This is a genomic window from Actinomadura sp. SCN-SB (genome assembly GCF_043906805.1).
Taxonomy (GTDB): domain Bacteria; phylum Actinomycetota; class Actinomycetes; order Streptosporangiales; family Streptosporangiaceae; genus Spirillospora.
In genome coordinates this window covers 30,619-49,602 of sequence record NZ_JBIMPP010000005.1, presented here as the reverse complement: position 1 = coordinate 49,602, position 18,984 = coordinate 30,619, and the positions used below count along the sequence as shown (strand labels likewise).

Here is an 18,984-nt window from a genome sequence, read left to right as displayed (position 1 = left end):
GGTGGCCCCGCTTCGGGGGGTGTGGGGGGTCGCCCCCCCACATATGTCACAGCCCCCCACAATGATCAGAACGCGATGGTGCTGTAGGCCCTGAGCTTCTCCAGCTTGTGTTCGCTGGCCACCGTTCGGATGGTGCCGCTGCGGGAGCGCATGACCAGCGAGTGGGTGAACGCGGAGCCCTTCCTGTACCGGACGCCGCCGACGAGTTCGCCGTCGGTGATGCCGGTGGCGGCGAAGAAGACGTCGTCGGAGGTGACGAGGTCGTCGGTGGTGAGGACGCGGCCGAGGTCGTGGCCCGCGTCGACGGCCTTCTGGCGTTCGGCGTCGTCTCTGGGCCAGAGCCGGCCTTGGATGACGCCGCCGAGCGCCTTGATGGCGGAGGCGGCGATGATGCCCTCGGGGGTGCCGCCGATGCCGACGAGCAGGTCGGTGCCGGTGCCTTCGCGGGCCGCCATGATCGCGCCGGCCACATCGCCGTCGGTGATCAGCTTGACCCTGGCGCCGGTCTCCCTGACCTCCTTGATCATTCCCTCGTGCCTGGGCCGGTCCAGGATGATCACGGTGACGTCCTCGGTGGAGGAGCCCTTGGCCTTGGCGATGGCGCGGACGTTGTCTCCGATGGGACGTTCGATGTCGACGACGTCGGCCGCTTCGGGCCCGGTGACCAGCTTCTCCATGTAGAAGACGGCGGACGGGTCGTACATGGAGCCGCGCGGGGCGACGGCGAGGACGGCGATGGCGTTGTTCATGCCGTAGGCGGTGAGCCGGGTGCCGTCGATGGGATCGACGGCCACGTCGCATTCGGCGCCGCGCCCGTCGCCGACCTCTTCGCCGTTGTAGAGCATGGGGGCGTTGTCCTTCTCACCTTCGCCGATGACCACGACGCCCTGCATCGAGACGGTGTTGATGAGCTGCCGCATGGCGTTGACCGCCGCGGCGTCGGCGCCGTTCTTGTCGCCGCGGCCGACCCAGCGGGACGCCGCCATGGCGGCGGCCTCGGTCACCCGGACCAGCTCCATTGCCAGGTTGCGGTCCGGCGCGGACGGCTCGGTGGCCAGCGGGGAACGGACGGTGTCATCGGACATGCGCAACGGCCTTTCGGTCGATCGGCGACACTGGGTCGGTGGGTGACACGAATTCTCCGTGGGGGCATCAGGGCGCCACAAATTGGACCAGACCAGCGGTCCTGCGTCGTGGCGGGTCCCCGTGCCCTGAGTCCCGTTTCGGTCTCCCAGCGGGTAAGGGATCGTTTCCCCCCTGTGAGAGGGCGTAATCTCAGTCTCCATGAGCAGCGACATCGAGCTTTCGGCCGGTGGGGTGACCGCGGACGCGGGCGCGCCGGCGGGGAGCCGTCAGGCGGGCGCCTCCGGGGGGTCCGGTACGGGCGAGGGGGCTGCGCGCACCTCCGACCGGGGGGCCGCGACGCGCAGCGCGTTGTTGTCCGCGGCCGGTGAGGTGTTCCGCGAGTCGGGTTTCGCGCAGGCGGCGGTGACCGACATCGTCGCGAAGGCCGGGGCGAGCGTCGGGAGCCTGTACCACCATTTCAACGGCAAGGCCGATCTTTACCTGACGCTGTTCGAGGAGTTCCAGGCCCGCCAGCAGGAGCGCACCCGGGAGGCGATCAACGCGGCCAGGGAGGCGGGTGAGAAGGACCCGATGCGCCTGTTCATCGCCGGTGCCCGCGCCTATCTGGACGGTTGCCTGGACGAGGGGCATGTGGCGCGGCTGTTCATCTCGGGGGACGGCCCGCCCGGGTTCGACCGGGTGATGCGGCAGCGGCTGAACAAGTGGGCGCGCCGCAACGCCGCGTTGTTCCATACCGCCGATGGCGGGGTGGACGAGGCGCTGGTGACGGTGCTGACCGGGGCGATGGCGGGCGCGGTGTCGGAGCTGAACAGCCGGGAGGACGAGGAGTCCTCAAGGCGGCTGGCGGCGGACGTCCTCGCGATCATCGGGACGATCCGGAACCCCCGTACAGAGCAGCCCTGAGGGTGCGGGATCCTGGGACCGTGACCGAGAAGACCTCCACACCCCAGGAAGCCGCGCCCTCGGAGAGCCCTGAGGCTCCGGAGTCTCCCGCCGCTTCGCGCGGGACGATCGAGGTGAGTCCCGGGGTCTACAAGAGGCTCACCACGGGGCTGGGCGGTTTCGCGTTCGCCATGGCGGTGTGCCTGCTGCTGGTGGGGGCGATCTACCTGGTCAGTCCGCGCAACGACGAGGAACTGCTGCCGACGGTCGACTACAGCGCCCAGTTGTGGGCGATGCGCGCCGACGCCCCGTACGTCGCGTACGCGCCCGAGGGCCTTCCGGCGGGGTGGCGCGCCACCAGTTCGCGCGTGCACGGCCTGGGCAGCGGCGGCGACGACCCGGTGGCGTGGCATCTGGGGTTCGTGACGCCGACCGGCGAGTACGCGGCGGTCGAGCAGAGCAACGAGAAGGCTTCGGCGTATGTCCCGCGGATGACCAGCATCAAGAAGACGATCGGCACCCAGCAGGTCAACGGGGTCGCCTGGAACAAGCACCACCGCGTGGACAAGAACGCCCGTTCGCTGGTGCGCACCCTGCCCAGCGGGATCACGATCGTGGTGACGGGCACGGCGTCCTTCGAGGAGCTGGGCGTCCTGGCCTCCGCGCTCAAGCCCCAGCCGAAGTCCACGGGCAACGCCCCGCTGTCGCCCTCCCCGGCGCCGTCCTGAACGGGCTCAGAAGGGGGCGGCGGGCTCTCCGGAGCCGCCGTTCTCGGCCGGGGCGGTCGCGGCGGCCAGCCGGGCGCGGGCGCCTTCCAGCCACTCCTCGCAGATCGCGGCGAGCCGTTCGCCGCGTTCCCACAGCTCAAGGGACTCTTCGAGGGTCAGCCCGCCGGTCTCCAGGCGCCTGACGACCTCGGCGAGTTCGTCGCGGGCCTGCTCGTACGACATGCGTTCACCGGAGACCGGCGTCGGTTCGCCGGTGACCTCAGCGTCTGCCTCTGCCACGGGCACCACCCTACGACCCGGGACGCCCCCGCGTGTCCGCGGAGTCGCCTTCGACGGTGACGGCGAGGCGGCCGTCGGCGAGGCGGACCAGCAGCCGGTCTCCCTTGGCGGCCTCGGCGGCGTCCCGTACGACGGAGCCGTCGTCGCGCTGGACGATGGCGTACCCGCGGCGCAGCGTGGCGGCGGGGTTCGATCTCGCGGACGGGGTCGGCCAGCGCGGGACGCGACCGCACCGACCGCAGCCACGCCAGTTCCCGTTCGATCCCGCCCGCCAGGCTCCGGCGGCCCCGCTCGCGCAGGTCCCGGACGAGCTGGAGCTGCTCCCGCACGTCCGGAACGACCTTCCTGGCCGCGTCGGTCGGGGTGGACGCGCGCACGTCGGCGACGAGGTCGAGGATCGGCGTGTCCTGCTCGTGGCCGATCGCGCTGACCACCGGGGTGCGGGCCGTGGCGACGGCCCGGACCAGGGCCTCGTCGGAGAACGGCAGCAGGTCCTCCATGGAGCCGCCGCCCCGCGCGATGACGATCACGTCGACCTCGGGGTCGGCGTCGAGCCTGCGCAGCGCCTCCATGACCTCGCCGACCGCGTACGAGCCCTGGACGGCGGTGTTCTCCACGCGGAACGCGACGGCGGGCCAGCGGCGCCGCGCGTTCTGCAGGACGTCGTGCTCGGCGTCGGACCGGCGCCCGCAGATCAGGCCGATCTTCCCGGGCAGGAACGGCAGCGGGCGCTTGCGCTCGGGCCGGAACAGCCCCTCGGCGGCCAGCACCCGCCGGAGTCGTTCCAGCCGGGCCAGCAACTCGCCGACGCCGACCGGCCGTACCTCGATCGCGCTGAGCGAGAACGTGCCGCGGTTGATCCAGAAGTCGGGCTTGGCGTGGATCACGACGCGCGCGCCGTCCGTCACGGCCGGGCCCGCGGCCTCGAACACCGCGCGCGGGCCGACGACCCGGACCGACATGTTCGCTACCGGGTCACGCAACGTGAGGTAACAGGTGCCGCCGCGGGCGTTGAGGTCGGTGATCTGCCCTTCGACCCAGATGCGGCCCAGCCGTCCGATCCACCCGCCCACCGCCTGGAGCATGGTGCGCACGGGAACGGGTGACTCGGCTGTGGTCTGCATCGCCATGGGATCTCAGCCTAGGCCCGCGACATGCTGTGATAGGACGGACGTCCGGCGCCGGCCCGCCGGGCTCACACCGACACGTCATGCGGAGAGGCGCAGGTGGATCCCGATCGCGAACTGGCCGAGCGGCTGAACCGGCGGCTGCGCGACATCGTCCTGCTGCTCCGGCAGGCCGGCGCGGACCTGCCGGTCACCGGGCAGCAGGTCTCGGTGCTGGCGTCGCTGGAGGGCGGGCCGATGCGGATGACCGCGCTGGCCGCCGAGCACGGCGTCCGGCTGCCGACCATGACCGCGCAGATCAACAGGCTGGAAGCGGCCGGTCTCGTCGCGCGCGGCCGGGACGCCTCGGACGCGCGTGTCGTCACCGCGAGCCTGACCCCGGAGGGACGCATCCGCCTCCAGGAGGCGCGGGAGGCGCGCAACACGTTCATGGCGGAACGGATCGCCGCGCTCAGCCCCGAGGACCGCGCCGCCCTGGTCGCCGCGCTCCCCGCCCTGGACGCCCTGTTCGCCCCCTCCAGGACGCCCTAGCCGAGCCCGTTCAGCTTGGCGATGCGGTTCTCGTACATGCGCAGGACGTCGGGGCGGGCGGCGTGCTTGCGCTCGTACTCGCGCAGCAGCTTCACCTGGTCGGACGACAGGCCGCGGAGGCGGGCGCGGAGCTGGGGCAGCGTGGCCTCGTCGTAGTTCGGCACGGGGAGTTCCGCGGCCAGCTTCTCGGCCTCGGCCGGGGCCGCCGGCTTCACCTCGGGCTTCGGCTCGAACAGGGACTCGTCCGGCTTCCCCGGCTTGCCCTCCGTCTTGCCGGCCTTCGGCTTGGTCTCCGGCTCCTTCGTGGTCTCGGGCTCGGTCTCCGGCTTCGCCTTGGCCTCCGGCTCCGGCTCCGGCTTGGGCTCCGGCTCGGGCCTGGCCTGGGGCTCGGTCTCGGGCTTGGTGTCGGGGACGGGCCGTGCGCTCGGCGCGGGAGCGGGTTTGCCCACGGAGATCTCGCCGGTGCCACGGGCGCTGGGCTTGGCGGGGGCATCGGCCGTCTTGCGGGGCCGGGAGGGCTCGGGCGCCGGCTCCTCGCCGCGCACCCGTTCCATCACGCGTCCCACCACCTTCTCGGCGGTGTGCTGGACGTCGTCGCGCAGCCGGCCGATCACCGGGCGCACCCCGCCGCCCTCGGTGATCTCCTTGTAGTCCTTGGTCAGCCGGTCGCTCAGCAGCAGTGCCCGGCCGACGCCGAACATCGCCAGCCGGACCGCGTGCAGCGGAAGGTCGCGGACCTGCTCGCCCACCGTCTCCTTCACCTGCTGCTTGAGGTGGCGCGGCGATCTCGTCATGTCTCCTTCTCCCTGCTACGACGGCACCGTGTGTCCACCCTCACTTTGCCGCATCGCCGCGGCACCGGCACCCCGGCCTAATGGAATTTTGGTCAATAAAGCCGTGCGCTGGATCACATGGGCGGCTACACCTGCGCGTACGTGCCAATACCCTGTCCCCCGGCAGCCATCCGCGGTCCCCTCACGGCCGGTACGGGACGCCTGCGGCGCCTCGTACGATGGGGCCATGACCTCCGACAGCCAGCGCCGTGTCCTGCTCGCCAAGCCGCGTGGTTACTGCGCGGGAGTGGACCGGGCCGTGGAGACCGTCGAGATCGCCCTGGAGAAGTACGGGGCGCCCATCTACGTCCGCAAGCAGATCGTGCACAACGTGCACGTCGTGAAGACCCTGGAGGAACGCGGCGCGATCTTCGTGGACGAGACCGAGGAGGTGCCCGAGGGCGCCATCGTCGTCTTCTCCGCGCACGGCGTGGCGCCGGCCGTCCACGACGAGGCCAGGGGCCTGGGGCTGCGCACCATCGACGCGACCTGCCCGCTGGTGACCAAGGTGCACAAGGAGGCCGTCCGGTTCGCCAGGGACGACTACGACATCCTCCTGATCGGGCACGAGGGGCACGAGGAGGTCATCGGCACCACCGGCGAGGCGCCCGACCACATCCACCTGGTGGACGGCCCGGACGACGTCGCCAACGTCCAGGTCCGCGACCCCGACAAGGTCGCCTGGCTGTCGCAGACCACGCTGTCGGTGGACGAGACCATCGCGACGGTGGAGAAGCTGCGGGAGCGGTTCCCGAACCTGGTGGACCCGCCGTCCGACGACATCTGCTACGCCACGCAGAACCGCCAGACCGCCGTCAAGGAGATCGCCGCCCGCGCCCAGCTCGTGATCGTGGTCGGCTCCACCAACTCCTCCAACTCCGTACGGCTGGTCGAGGTCGCCAAGGAGCACGGCGCCGCCCGGGCCTACCTGGTCGACTACCCCGAGCACATCGAGGAGTCCTGGCTGGAGGGCGTCACCACGGTCGGCGTCACCAGCGGGGCCTCGGTGCCGGAGGAGCTCGTCCAGGGAGTCCTGGAGTGGCTGGCCGCCCGGGGGTTCGCGGAGGTCGAGGAGGTCGAGTCCGTCCCCGAGAGCATGCGCTTCGCGCTGCCGCACGAGCTCCGCAAGGACCTGCGGACGCTGCCCGTCGTCTGAGCCCCCGCCCGGCCCTACTCGGCCTCTTCGCGGGCGACGCGGTGCCTGCCGACCGGGGGCTCCTCCCAGCGGACGGGGTTCTCGTTCTCCTCCTGCTCGAACAGGCGGCTGCCGCGCAACCGGCCGCGCAGCTCGCGCACGTTGCCCATCAGGCCGCGGGGCAGTGTGATGGCCAGCACCAGCAGCGTGCCGCCGAACAGCCAGGACGCGTCGTGGGCCAGCGCGGACAGCACGCCCACCGAGACGCCGCGCAGGAGGGAGGGCTCGCCCAGGGCGGCGACCAGTTCCGCCAGGACGGTGGCGGCCAGGAACACCGCGGGCGGGCTGACGGCGAGCGTCAGCAGGTCGGCCTTGCGGGTGGCCAGCGCGGCCAATACGCAGCCCGCGGCGAACCCCAGCCCGGACAGGACGGACAGGCCGAACCAGTGGGCCCCCAGCGCCCCGGCGAGCCCGGCGGCGAACACCACGACCACGCCGCCGCGCCCGGTCAGGGTGACGGGGCCTCCCCGGCTTCCCCGTGCCGGGACGGAGCCGCGTCCCCGGCCGCCCCGGCCCCGCTGACCTCGCACACGTCCCCCTGCGTCCGGTGAGGCGCCCGCGGGCGCCTCGCGTACCGTCGGTGAACTCATGGCCATCTCTCCCGGCGTTCGGCGCGGTCAGGGCTGGCCCGCCGACCGAAACCTACAGGTTCCGCCGTGGAGCCAGGGCGCGTGACACCCTTCTTACGCTCAGCGGACGCACCGTTAACCGATTCCGGCCGGTCCGGTTTCCCTCTGCCCATTTCCGGCTCGTCCATCCCGGCGAGCCGTGATTCGAGGTCATCGTCCGGCTCTGGGGCGTCCGGTTCCGCGGTCGGTTCAGTGGCCGGTTCGGGGGCCGCCAGTTCGGGAGCCGACACGGCGCGGGGACCCTCCTCGACGCGACCGGGCGGCTCCAGAGGGCCCTCCACCACGCCGAGGTCGTTCAGCCTGCGGGCACTGACCAGCACCCGTGTTTCCAGCGATCCCACAGCCCGGTTATATGCCTTGATCGCACTGGTGAGGGAGCGTCCCAGCTCATCGACGTGCCCGCCCAACGTGCCCAGCCGCTCGTACAGTTCCTTGCCCAGGTCGAACACCGCGCGGGCGTTGCGTGACAGCGCCTCCTGCTGCCATGCGTAGGACGCGGTGCGCAGCATCGTCACCAGCGTGGTCGGGGTCGCGATGTGGACGCGGCGGCGCATTGCGTACTCCAGCAGCTCGGGATCGCGGTCCAGCGCGGGCGCGAGGAACGCCTCCCCTGGGATGAACAACACCACGAACTCCGGCGCGGGACTGAACGCCTGCCAGTACGACTTGGCGGCGAGGCGGTCCACGTGGTCGCGTAGATGGCGGGCGTGCGCGTCGAGCCGCACCGGGTCACCCGTTTCGACGGCCTCCAGGTACGCGGCGAGTGACACTTTGGAGTCGACGACGATGTTCTTGCCACCGGCCAGACGTATCACCATGTCGGGTCGTACGGTGCCGCCCTCGGTGGAGGAGGTGGCCTGCTCATCGAAATCGCAGTGATGGGCCATGCCGGCGAGTTCCACGACGCGGCGCAGATGGAGCTCGCCCCAACGGCCGCGTGCCTCGGGACGTTGCAGCGCCCGCACCAGCGCCTGGGTCTGCCCGCGCAACTGCTCGGAGCTGTGCCGGACGAACTCGACCTGCTTGGCGAGCATGGCGTGCGACTCGCGGCGTCCCGTCTCCACCTCGCGCAACTGGACCTCGACCTTGGCCAAGGTGTCCTTCAACGGGGCGACCAGATGCTCCACCGCCTGCTTGCGACGTTCCAGCTCGCCCGCGGCCTCCGCCCCCGCGGCCTTGAGACGGGCGTCCGCGAGATCCAGGAAGCGCTGGTTGCTGGCGTCCAGGGCCTTGGCGGACAGGTTCTCGAAGTGCTCGGCCATCCGCTCCTCGGCGTAGGCCAGCTTCTCCTCGGCGGCCCGCGCGCGGGCGATCAGCGCGCCCTGGCGGCCGGTCGCGAGCGCGAAGCCGACCACGGCGCCCAAGGCGATCCCGAGGGCGAGACCGGCGAGCAGCGCGAGATCCATGCGTTCATCGTGACAGTGGTGGACGGGCGCGCCCGCGCGACGCGCCGGAGGTGCCCGGCGCACCGGACAATTAGACTGCTAAGTCACTTACAGGGAGAGTCATGACGACCAGCGGCACCGGCACCCGCGACACTCGTCCCGTGACGGACACTCCGGTGGGACGGAGGATCGCCCGCGCGCTCGCCCTCGAACCAGGCGGCCCGCCCAGCGCGCAGGCCCGGCTCGCCTGCCAAGTGGTCAAGGCGGTGGTGAAGGGCGGCTGGGCATCGATCTCCGACACCGACGAGGGGCTGCTGCGCTTCCAGCGGATGACCGACGCGTTCAGCCACGTCCAGACCGTCCCGCCAGGTGTCGCGCTAGCCGCCGAAGACCTTGGGACGTGCGGGGCCGAATGGGTGCGGGCGGGTTCCCCTGATGAACGCAAGGTCTTCCTCTACCTGCATGGAGGGGCCTACTTCTTCGGGAGCCCGCGCCTCTACCGTCCGTCCACATGGAGGCTGTCGGCGGCTACGGGACGTCCCGTCCTGGCCCTGGACTACCGGCGTGCTCCCCAGCACACCCCCTACGACGCCTTGGACGACGCCGTCGCCGCATACGACTTCCTCTTGGGCAACGGGTACGCCCCGAGCGACATCGTCATCGGCGGTGACTCGGCAGGGGGACACCTGGGGCTCGCCCTGCTACTGGCGCTCAAGCGGCGCGTACCGGCTTGCCCGCAGCGGCCGCGTTCCTCTCCCCATGGGTGGACTTCCTGTGCGAGGCCGACTCCCACAGGCTCAACGCGCGCAGCGAGGCCGTCATACCGCCGGGCAAGCTCGCCTGGCTCGGCCGCCGCTTCAGCGAGGGCGCGTCCGAGGACGACCCGTTGCTCGCACCACGCCGTGCGGGTGCGTCCGACCTGGAGGGGATGCCGCCCATGCTGCTGATCGCCAGCGGCAGTGAGATCCTCCGGGACGAGACCCGCGAACTGGCCGAACGCTCCAAGGCCGCCGGGGTGCGCGCCGTCTACCAGGAATGGGACGGCCTGATGCACGTCTTCACGCAGTTCGCCGATTTCATCCCGGAAGGCAAGGCCGCGTTCCGGCATATCGCCGAATTCCTCCGCGGCTCCGAAGCCTGAGGGGGCCGGCCGGTCGTTCACCTGGTCGTGGTCCTGGACCGGTCGCAGCGGCCCATAAACTTGACGGCCGTGAGCCTCTCCATCGGAATCGTCGGGCTGCCCAACGTCGGCAAGTCCACCCTGTTCAACGCGCTGACCAAGAACGAGGCGCTGGCCGCCAACTACCCGTTCGCGACCATCGAGCCCAACGTCGGCGTGGTGGGGGTGCCCGACCCCAGGCTGGAACGGCTGGCGGAGATCTTCGGATCGGCCAAGATCATTCCGGCCACGATGGAGTTCGTCGACATCGCCGGAATCGTCAAGGGCGCGTCCGAAGGGGCGGGGCTGGGCAACAAGTTCCTCGCCAACATCCGCGAGACCAATGCGATCTGCCAGGTCATCCGGGCCTTCCACGACCCGGACGTGACCCATGTGGAGGGCGAGACCGACCCGGCGCGCGACATCGAGACGATCAACACCGAGCTGATCCTGGCCGACCTGCAGACCATCGAGCGGGCCCTGCCGCGTTTGGAGAAGGAGGCGCGGACCAAGAAGGACAAGGACAAGCTCGCCGTCGTCGACGCCGTCCAGGGCGCGCAGAAGTTGCTGGACGACGGCGTCACGCTGTTCGCGGGCGCCGAGCGCGCCGGGATCGACCTGCCGCTGCTGCGCGAGCTGCACCTGCTCACCGCCAAGCCCTTCCTGTACGTGTTCAACCTCGACGACGCGGAACTCACCGACGAGGCGCTGCGCGCCCGGCTGAGCGACCTGGTCGCCCCCGCCGAGGCGATCTTCCTGGACGCCAAGATCGAGGCGGAGCTGATCGAGCTGCCCGACGATGAGGCCCTGGAACTGCTGCAGAGCATGGGGCAGGAGGAGTCCGGGCTGTCGCAGCTCGTCCGGATCGGGTTCGACACCCTCGGCCTGCAGACGTACCTCACCGCGGGCCCCAAGGAAGCGCGCGCCTGGACGATCCGCAAGGGCGCGACCGCGCCCGAGGCCGCCGGCGTGATCCACAGCGACTTCCAGCGCGGCTTCATCAAGGCCGAGGTCGTCTCCTTCGACGACCTGGACGCGGCGGGCTCGATGGCCGCCGCCCGCACCGCGGGCAAGGTCCGCATAGAAGGCAAGGACTACGTCATGCAGGACGGCGACGTCGTCGAGTTCCGCTTCAACGTGTGACGTCCCGCTTGAACGTGCGTCGCACGCGTGCGACGACGTGTGCGCGGCGGGTGATGCCCCACGGGTCCCGGTGTGTCGCGAAGTGGACACGATGCCGGATTCTCAGGAAACAAATTGCGCGCCACTCCGACACGTGGTCATCAAGCAACTTGCGGCTCAAGGTGCTTGTCCGAAACGCGCATCCGCACGTGGTTCGGAGCCTTGGATAGGTGATCGTCACCGTTTGGCGCACTCTTCCGTCGTCACCGGGATCGATCGCGTTATCCACAACCGCGTGCCGGGACTGTGCTTCACTCGGATGCGCTGGAACAATTGACGCTCGTGGTTACGCTGGGCCCGAGGTGGGTTCAGGAAAGACCACCCGCAAGGACACCCGACCAGACGCATAGATGACCGCGCCGACCGGGGGCGAGGCGCGAGCGGAGGCAGGATGGCTCGCAGATCGGCCGTGGGACACGGCCGTGGGACCGCTGTGGTCGACGACGAGTCCGCGCCCGGCATGCGCGCGTTCGACCCGTCCGCCGGCCCCTGGCGCGCGAGCGAGACCGGCAGGGTCCGCGGCGGCCCGCGCCCCGGGCGCTGGGGCGGCTCCGGCGGCCGCTGGTGGATCTGGGTGGGGCGCGCCGTGCTGTGGGCGCTCATCATCGTCATCCTCGTCAACGGCATCCGCGCGCCGTTCGCACGCTTCACCGAGTCCGGCGGCACCCAGACGCCGACCGGCCCCACCCAAGGGCGCGGCACCGGCTTCCCCACCAGCGCCGCCGGCGCCTTCGCCCTCCAGTTCGCCAACGTGTACCTCAACTACGACCAGCAGAACGCCGCGGCGCGCGAGGCCCAGCTGCGCACGTTCATCCCCGACGGCGCCGACGGCCAGTTCGGCTGGAACGGACTCGGCGAGCTGAGGGTGCAGTCGGTCCACGTCGCGGGGGTGGACGCGCGCGACGCCAACAACGGTGTCGTCACCGTCCTCGCCCGCGCCCAGGACCGCTGGCTCCGCCTCGCCGTACCCGTCTACGCCAAGAACGGCGCGCTCGTCATCAAGGCGCGTCCCGCGCTGCTGCCGCCACCGGCCAAGGCCACGCTGCCGCAAAGTGGACTCCCGGAACGCGACACCGCCCTGGAGCGCGAGCTCGCACCCGTTCTCGGTACCTTCTTCAAGGCGTACGCCAGCAGCGACCAGGCGACGCTGGCGCGGTTCGCCGAGCGCGGCGCCATCGCGGGGCTCGGCGACTCGGTCACCTTCGTCCAGGTCAGGGAGGTCAACGCGCCCAGAGGAGACGCCGGCGAGCGCACGGTCACCGCGACCGTCGCCTGGCAGGTCCCCGGCAACGCCGGCGGCGCCGAGCTGGAGCAGACCTACGAGCTCGACATGGTGAAGAAGGGCACGACCTGGTACGTGCGAGACATCCGCGGCACCACAGAGCCGGGTGCGTCATGACGGGGCCCGCCAGGGGTGCGCCCGTCCGCCCCGTACCCGACCCGCCCGCCGACCCAGGAAGGTAGTCAGTCGATGCTGCACCAGTGGATGGCGTCGATTCCGTTCAAGGTCTTGGCGCCGAGGGACGATCTTCAGACCGACCAGCTCGCCGACTGGCTGCGGCAGATCTTCGGCCCGCTGTTCCTCGTCATCGTCTCGATCGTGGCGATCTTCTTTTTGTTCACCCGGGAGATCACGCGTTTCGTCCAGTTCATCCTGCTCGCCATCGGAATCGGGGTGGTCTTCTACGTACCCAACATCATCGAGACCACGGCCAGGGCCATCGCCCGGGCGCTGGGAGTGGAGCTGACCTGATCCGCGGCGCCCGGAACCGGGTGCGTGGCCACCCCGCACGGGGCAGGCAGGCGACACTGTGCTCGCACAGTTAGGGGAGTAGGGGCGTGGATCTACCCACGTACACGAACATCTGGCGCATTGAGAAGCGGCTGTACAAGCTGTACGACCTGCGGCTCCCGATGCCGCTGCCGCTGGTCCAGATCGGCGTGTTCGCGGGCGTGTTCGTGCCGTGGATCCTGCTGCTGCGCTTCGTCGGCGTCCCGTTCGAGTCGCCGTGGCACGTGCTCTACATCGTCCCGCCCGGCATCCTCACCTGGATGGCGACCCGTCCCGTCATCGAGGGCAAACGCCTGACCGAGCTGCTCATCTCGCAGACCCGCTACCTCACCGAGCCCCGCACCTGGTGCCGCCTCACCCCCATCCGCGAGCCCCGCGAGGTCGTCGTCGTGGCCCGTGTCTGGCGCCGCCCCCAGGCCGCCGCCCCCGAGCGCGCCGCGCTCAAGGCCCACCGCAAGACCCGCAAGCGCCGCCCCGTTGTGGAGGAGGCCCCCGCCCGTCCCGCGTTCGCCCCGAGCCCCGCGGTCGCGTCCACCCCCCAGCCCCTCGCCCAGGTGGCCGCCGCGCGCCAACCCGACCCCAAACCCTGGCGCCGCACCACCCGCGACATCTCCCACGAAGAGGAAGCCCCCGCCACCCTCGACAACCCCCCGGCCACCCCCCAACTGGAACTGGCCCGAGAACCCCACCCTTGGAAGCCCCCCACCAGAACACCCACCCCAGAAGCAGCGAGCGCCCACGCTCCCAGCGGCGACCGCCGCGTTGCGGGGCGCACTGGCACGGCTGGCCCGAACGCACCCGGTGTTCAAACACCTGTCGCCGGCGACGGCCATGCCGAGCCGAGCACAACACCCGCGCCCGGTGACAGGCGTGTCGCTGGTGCCGCCGGTTCTGGCAGACGCAGTGATACCGCATCGAGCGCCGACCGATCGCCCGCGGCGGGCACGGCGTACACCGATGGCACAAACGGACCGGGCACAACACCGGCCCCTGGTGACCGTCGTGTTGCGGGCGCGTACGGTGTCGCGGCCAGCCCAAGCACGCCCTCTGCGAAGGGGGCGCCGGTTGCAGGCGAGGCGTATGGCGATGGGGCCGCCGGGCCGGGTACGGTGCGCGCGCCTGGTGACGGGCGTGTTGCGGGTGCGGCCGGTTCTGGCAGGCGCGGTGACGAGGCGTCCGGTGTTGAGCGGACGCCTGTCGTAGGTGCAGCGCACGGCGATGGTACTGGCGAGCCGGGCACAACGCCCGCCCCTGGTGACCGTCGTGTTGCGGGTGCGCGTGGTGGCGTGGCTGGCCCAAGCACGCCCTCTGCGGAGGGGGCGACGGTTGCGGGCGCGGCGTACGCCGATGAGATTGGCCAGCCGGGCACAACGCCCGCCCCTGGTGACCGTCGTGTTGCGGGTGCACGTGGTGGCGTGGCTGGCCCAAGCACGCCCTCTGCGGAGGGGGCGACGGTTGCGGGCGCGGTACAGGGTGATGGGGTTGCCGAGTCGGGTGCAACGCCCGCTGCTGGCGATCGTCGGGTTGTGGGTGCGGCCGGTTCTGGGAGGCGTGGTGATGGCGCGTCCGGTGTTGAGCGGACGCCCGCTGTAGGTGCGGCGCACGGCGATGGAACTGGCGAGCCGGGCACAACGTCTGCGCCCGGCGACCGGCAGGTTGCGGGCGCGCTCGGTTCCGGGACGCGGGACGGTAGCGCAGTCGGTGCAAGCGCGGTGGGTGTCGAGGGAGCGCCCATCGCGGGTGCGGAGCATGGTGATGCGGACGCCGAGTCGCGTACACCCGTTCCTGAAGACAGGCCTGTCGCGAGGTCGGCTGAGTCCGAGGCGCGTGACAGTGGCGCGCCCGGTGATGTCGAGGGGACACCGGTCGACTCGGAGGACGCGCCGGTTGGAGCCGAGGAGTGGGACGCGGCGTACCTCCCGAATGGGGAGGGCGCGGGCTCTGCTCCCGTGACGCGGCCGGACATTCCGGTTCAGCAGCATGGGGGCGGCGCGCCGGTGACGCGGCCGGACATTCCGATGGTCCCCGGGGCGTTCGGGCGTGAGGCGGAGCAGGAGCAGGAGCCGGAGGCTCCGCGGGTGCCCAAGCCATGGTCGGACGGGTTGTCGAGGCCGCTGCGTCCGGCGACCACCGATGCGATGGTGTGGCCTCCCGTTCCCGCGCCTCGGGCGGAGCCTGAGCCACCGCCGCCGCCCGTTCAGGAGGAGCCGCCGCCTCCGGCGCCGTCGCGGGAGGTGCGGTCGGGGCCCGCGTCACCGGTGCGACCGGCTCCGCCGAGGAGGCCGTTGCCGCCGCCACCGGCCGCGCCGCCGTCCGAGCCGGCGATCACGCCGCCTGGGCCCGAGCACCAGCATGGCGGGGGCGGGCTGCGCCGGCTGATCCAGGCGGTGGGCGGCGGGCACAGTGAGGCCGACGCCGAGTACCAGCAGAGGTTGCAGCAGCCGTTCCAGGGCACCCGCCACATCGTGGTGCTGGGCTGCACGGGGGGCGCCGGGCAGACCGTGACCGGGCTGATGCTGGGGCACACGTTCGCCCAGCACAACGGGGAGCCGGTCGTCGCGATCGACATCAACCCCGGCCCCGGTGCGCTGGCGCGGCGGACGCGCAGCGAGACCAACGAGACGCTGACCGGGCTCATCACGCGCGCCGACCAGATCGGCAGCCTGACCGCGATGCGCCGGTACACCTCGCAGGCCAAGTCCGGGCTGGAGGTCATCGCGGCGGGCAAGAACCCGCTGCAGGCGCTGGACGACCGCGACTACGCGCTCGCGATCCGCACGCTGGACCGGTTCTACTCGATCACCCTGCTGGACGCGGCGGCGGCCGTGGTCGCGCGGGTCCTGCCGTACGCCGACCAGATCGTGCTGGTCGCCCCGGCCAGCGCGGACGCACCCCGCGCGGTGGCGATGACGTTCGAGTGGCTGGACGGCCACGGCTACGAGGAACTGCGCACCCGCGCCGTGACCGTGATCAACGGGGTGAGCCGCCGCAGCATGGACGATGTCGAGCAGGCCGAGGCGGTCGCCCGCGGGCGTTGCCGCGCCTTGGTGCGGATCCCGTGGGACGATCACCTGAGCATGGACCGGGCCCCGCGCAACGAGCTGAAGTCCCTGCGGGCGCCGACCCGGCGCGCCTACCTCGCGCTCGCCGGCGTGGTCGCCGGAGGCTTCACCGTCATCCCCGAGCGTTACCAGGATGTTCAGCAGGAGCAGGAGGCTTCTCGATGAACGCGCGCAGCGACGAAGGAGCGAGCACGTTCATCGCGTCTTGTCCGCTATGCGTGGAAGCGCTGTACGTGTGCGGCGACGGAGGAGCGAGCACGTTCATCGCGTCTTGTCCGCTATGCGTGGAAGCGCTGTTCGCGTGCGGCGACGGAGGAGCGAGCACGTTCATCGCGTCTTGTCCGCCATACGTGGAAATGCTGCACGCGTGCAGCATCGAGGGAGCGGGCGCGCCTGTCGCGGGGGCGTGTGGTGATGCGGCGGCGGGGTTTGTCGGTGTGCGGGTGGATGTTGGGCTTCAGGGTGTTTGCGGGGTGGGGGCATGAGTAAGACGAAGGCGCGGGCCAGCCGGCTGGCGGTGCGGTACTTCGACGATCGGGTGTTGCTCACCGACAACGCCGCGTGGGCGTACTTCCGGTTGCCGACGGTGTCGTACGAGTTCACCACCGGCGAGGAGCGGGAGGCGCTGGCCACCAACATCACCATCGCGCTGGCCGGGATCCGGATGCAGGACGCGGAGATCCATCTGCGGATCGCGCATCGTACGTACCCGGCGGCCGACTGGGCGCTGGCGCTGGACCGTACGTCCGACGGCGGGCCGGGGTGGCGTGAGTACCTGGAGGAGACCTACGCGCACGTTTGGGCGAAGGACTTCTGGACGAAGGAGGTCTACCTGGGGGTGCGGCTCGGCCCTCGTGGGGTGGGCGCGCAGCTGTCCGGCGGTGTGCTGTCGCAGTGGCTCGGGTTCTACAAGCGCAGCGAGCAGGTCCTGGGGATCTCCGACGACGCGATCGACAAGCGGGAGATCGCGCGGTGGACGGAGCAGGCCGAACGGGTGGGCCGCGCGCTGGGCGGGTCGGCGCTGTACGCGCGGCACGCCGCGTCGACGGAGCTGGCGTGGCTGTTCCAGCACGCGGTGACGGCGTCGCTGGCCGATCCGCCGCCGTCGGCGGTGCCGCGCCGCACCTGGGGCAAGGGTGAGATCGAGGCGCTGGTGGAGGGCGCGATCCACAACGGGCGCTCGTACCTGCGGGTGGAGCAGCCCAACTTCACCGGTGTGGGGACGAGCGCGACCGCGCAGTCGTACGTGGCGTACCTGTCGTTCGCGCGGTTCCCCGACATGATGCCGTTCCCCGATGGCGAGCCGTGGTTCCACTACGCCGACGCGCTGCCGTTCCCGGTCGAGATCAGTTCGCGGATGAAGCTGATCCCGCCGGCGAAGGCGTCCAAGGACGTGTCGCGCAAGCTGGCGCACGCCCGCGACATGGACCAGCACATCCGTGAGGCGGGCGCGGAGGCGCCGATCGCGCTGGCCGAGCAGATCGACGCGGCGCGGATGCTGGAGCACGGCATCACCAAGGAGCGGCTGCCGTTCGTGTACGGGTGGCACCGGCTGATCGTGTCGGCGCCGTCCGAGGAGCTGCTGGCCCAGCGGGTGGACGCGGTCGTCGAGCACTACCGCGACATCGGCATCGACGTGGTGAACTCCACCGGCGACCAGTTCTCGCTGTTCCTGGAGAGCCTGCCGGGTGACCGGATCCGGCTGAACGCGTACGCGCAGCGGCAGCCGCTGCGCACGATCGCGGGTGGCATGCCGACCGCGACCGTCGACCTGGGCGACCGTCCCGACCAGGAGAACGAGGGGTGGGTGGGCCCGTACATCGGGGAGACGCTGGGCCGCGCCCGGTCCATCGTGCATTTCGACCCGCTGGTGGCCGCGGCGCGCAACCGTCCCACCGCGGTGGCGATCACCGGTGAGCCGGGCGGCGGCAAGACCACGCTCGCGCTGCTGCTGATCTACCAGATGGCGTTGCGCGGGGTGACGGTCGCCGCGATCGACCCCAAGGGGGACGCCGAGTCCCTGGTGGAGCTGCTGAAGTCGCGTGGGCGCAAGGCCCGCATCCTGCCGCTGGGGTCGGCGGCGCCCGGCCTGCTCGACCCGTTCTCGTTCGGGGACGACCTGGCGGCGAAGAAGACGATGGCCACCGAGACGCTGCGGCTGCTGCTGCCGCGCATGTCGGAGGAACGCGAGTCCGCGATGATCCAGGCGGTCGGCGCGGTCGCCAACGCCGAGCGTCCCTCGCTGGGACGGGTCGTCTCCTATCTGGAGTCGTCGGACGACCCGGCGTCCAAGAACCTGGGCGCGGTGCTGCGTTCGATGTCGGAGATGCGGCTGGCGCGGTTGTGCTTCGACCCGTACGGGGGCGAGCGCATCGACACCGAGGGCTGGACCACCGTGTTCACCCTCGGCGGCCTCACCCTGCCGGACGTGGCGATCTCCCGCGACGACTACTCCTACGAGCAGCGGCTGTCGGTCGCGCTGATGTACCTGGTGTCGCAGTTCGCGCGGCGGCTGATGCACGGGCTCGACCGCCGGCTGCCGAAGGCGATCTTCCTGGACGAGGCGTGGGCCATCACATCGACACCGGAGGGCGCCAAGCTGGTGCCGGAAGTTTCGCGGATGGGCCGTTCTCGCAACACTGCGTTGATCCTGGTGTCCCAGAACGCCGGGGACCTCTTGAATGAACAGGTGACCAACTGCCTCTCGTCGGTGTTCTCGTTCCGTTCCACCGAGCGGATCGAGGTCGGCAACGTGATGTCTCTCCTGGGGGTGGAGACCTCCGACGAGCACAAGGCCGTGCTGCGCAACCTCGGCAACGGCGAGTGCATCTTCCGCGACCTGGACGGCCGCGCGGGACGCATCGGCGTGGACCTGATCTCCGAGGAGCTGCGGCGCTGGCTGGACACCAACCCGACCCGGTCCCGTCCGGGCTCGGCCGAACTCACGATCACGGGGGCCGAAGCCGCACAGGGACAAGGTGGGGTTACGTGATTTCAAGAGCTCAGCCCAAGGGTTCCCGGAACCGTGCGTCCACGCGGCGGTTGCAGCGTTCCCCCGCGGAGGGCCTGGACGCGTCGTCGCTCGGGACACGGAGAAGAACGCGCCGCGGGCTG

At 71.1% G+C, this 18,984-nt stretch carries 14 protein-coding genes and 3 pseudogenes; 11 read left to right on the top strand and 6 right to left on the bottom strand.

Annotated elements, in window-relative coordinates; all coding sequences use genetic code 11:
- Nucleotides 1–65 precede the first annotated feature (65 nt).
- Nucleotides 66–1,085 carry a class II fructose-bisphosphatase gene (gene glpX, locus ACGWYJ_RS04795; RefSeq protein WP_395104334.1) on the bottom strand — a complete coding sequence of 340 codons (1,020 nt, stop codon included), beginning with the start codon at nt 1,083–1,085 and terminating at the stop codon, nt 66–68.
- Nucleotides 1,086–1,284: 199 nt separating this feature from the next.
- Here glpX and ACGWYJ_RS04790 point away from each other — a divergent pair, with 199 nt between their 5' ends.
- Together ACGWYJ_RS04790 and ACGWYJ_RS04785 are read left to right on the top strand one after the other, a co-directional pair.
- Nucleotides 1,285–1,989 (top strand): TetR/AcrR family transcriptional regulator, encoded by a 705-nt coding sequence (locus ACGWYJ_RS04790; RefSeq protein ID WP_395104332.1) that lies wholly within the window; start codon nt 1,285–1,287, stop codon nt 1,987–1,989.
- 20 nt (nt 1,990–2,009) lie between these two features.
- Entirely contained in the window at nt 2,010–2,696 is a 687-nt protein-coding gene (locus tag ACGWYJ_RS04785) for a DUF4245 domain-containing protein (protein ID WP_395104330.1), read from the top strand.
- A 6-nt stretch (nt 2,697–2,702) separates the two neighbouring features.
- On the opposite strand, the gene ACGWYJ_RS04780 is transcribed toward ACGWYJ_RS04785, so the two are convergent.
- Nucleotides 2,703–2,918 carry an exodeoxyribonuclease VII small subunit gene (locus ACGWYJ_RS04780; RefSeq protein WP_395104460.1) on the bottom strand — a complete coding sequence of 72 codons (216 nt, stop codon included), beginning with the start codon at nt 2,916–2,918 and terminating at the stop codon, nt 2,703–2,705.
- A gap of 67 nt (nt 2,919–2,985) precedes the next feature.
- A pseudogene (xseA, locus tag ACGWYJ_RS04775) lies at nt 2,986–4,105 on the bottom strand (exodeoxyribonuclease VII large subunit).
- A gap of 96 nt (nt 4,106–4,201) precedes the next feature.
- Between xseA and ACGWYJ_RS04770 the strand changes: the two are divergent.
- The gene (locus ACGWYJ_RS04770) at nt 4,202–4,633 is read left to right on the top strand and encodes a MarR family winged helix-turn-helix transcriptional regulator (RefSeq protein WP_395104328.1); all 432 of its coding nucleotides are present in this window, start codon (nt 4,202–4,204) and stop codon (nt 4,631–4,633) included.
- Here ACGWYJ_RS04770 and ACGWYJ_RS04765 read toward each other — a convergent pair.
- Nucleotides 4,630–5,427: a hypothetical protein gene (locus tag ACGWYJ_RS04765; RefSeq protein ID WP_395104326.1), complete on the bottom strand. Its 798-nt coding sequence runs from the start codon at nt 5,425–5,427 to the stop codon at nt 4,630–4,632. The two genes, ACGWYJ_RS04770 and ACGWYJ_RS04765, sit on opposite strands and share 4 nt — an antisense overlap.
- Before the next feature lie 226 nt (nt 5,428–5,653).
- On the opposite strand from ACGWYJ_RS04765, the gene ACGWYJ_RS04760 reads away from it, so the two are divergent.
- Nucleotides 5,654–6,622, top strand: a complete 969-nt coding sequence (locus tag ACGWYJ_RS04760) for a 4-hydroxy-3-methylbut-2-enyl diphosphate reductase (RefSeq protein WP_395104325.1) — start codon at nt 5,654–5,656, stop codon at nt 6,620–6,622.
- 14 nt (nt 6,623–6,636) lie between these two features.
- On the opposite strand, the gene ACGWYJ_RS04755 is transcribed toward ACGWYJ_RS04760, so the two are convergent.
- On the bottom strand, nt 6,637–7,251 hold the full coding sequence (locus ACGWYJ_RS04755) for a DUF6542 domain-containing protein (protein WP_395104324.1): 615 nt from the start codon (nt 7,249–7,251) through the stop codon (nt 6,637–6,639).
- Nucleotides 7,248–8,696: a DNA recombination protein RmuC gene (locus ACGWYJ_RS04750; protein WP_395104323.1), complete on the bottom strand. Its 1,449-nt coding sequence runs from the start codon at nt 8,694–8,696 to the stop codon at nt 7,248–7,250. The genes ACGWYJ_RS04755 and ACGWYJ_RS04750 overlap by 4 nt, the downstream gene beginning before the upstream one ends.
- Nucleotides 8,697–8,797: 101 nt before the next feature.
- Between ACGWYJ_RS04750 and ACGWYJ_RS04745 the strand changes: the two are divergent.
- From ACGWYJ_RS04745 to ACGWYJ_RS04715, 7 genes and pseudogenes are all read left to right on the top strand, one after another.
- Nucleotides 8,798–9,816 (top strand): annotated as a pseudogene (locus tag ACGWYJ_RS04745) (alpha/beta hydrolase fold domain-containing protein).
- Between the two features lie 69 nt (nt 9,817–9,885).
- The gene (gene ychF / locus ACGWYJ_RS04740; RefSeq protein WP_395104322.1) at nt 9,886–10,977 is read left to right on the top strand and encodes a redox-regulated ATPase YchF; all 1,092 of its coding nucleotides are present in this window, start codon (nt 9,886–9,888) and stop codon (nt 10,975–10,977) included.
- Between the two features lie 472 nt (nt 10,978–11,449).
- On the top strand, nt 11,450–12,415 hold the full coding sequence (locus ACGWYJ_RS04735) for a conjugal transfer protein (protein ID WP_395104321.1): 966 nt from the start codon (nt 11,450–11,452) through the stop codon (nt 12,413–12,415).
- 72 nt (nt 12,416–12,487) lie between these two features.
- The gene (locus ACGWYJ_RS04730) at nt 12,488–12,769 is read left to right on the top strand and encodes a hypothetical protein (protein ID WP_395104320.1); all 282 of its coding nucleotides are present in this window, start codon (nt 12,488–12,490) and stop codon (nt 12,767–12,769) included.
- An 86-nt stretch (nt 12,770–12,855) separates the two neighbouring features.
- A pseudogene (locus ACGWYJ_RS04725) lies at nt 12,856–13,149 on the top strand (conjugal transfer protein); the annotation flags it as partial.
- Between the two features lie 1,944 nt (nt 13,150–15,093).
- A complete protein-coding gene (locus tag ACGWYJ_RS04720) occupies nt 15,094–16,035 on the top strand; it encodes a MinD/ParA family protein (protein ID WP_395104467.1) in 942 nt (313 codons plus the stop codon).
- 316 nt (nt 16,036–16,351) lie between these two features.
- A complete protein-coding gene (locus ACGWYJ_RS04715; RefSeq protein ID WP_395104319.1) occupies nt 16,352–18,862 on the top strand; it encodes an ATP-binding protein in 2,511 nt (836 codons plus the stop codon).
- The last annotated feature ends 122 nt before the right edge of the window (nt 18,863–18,984 follow it).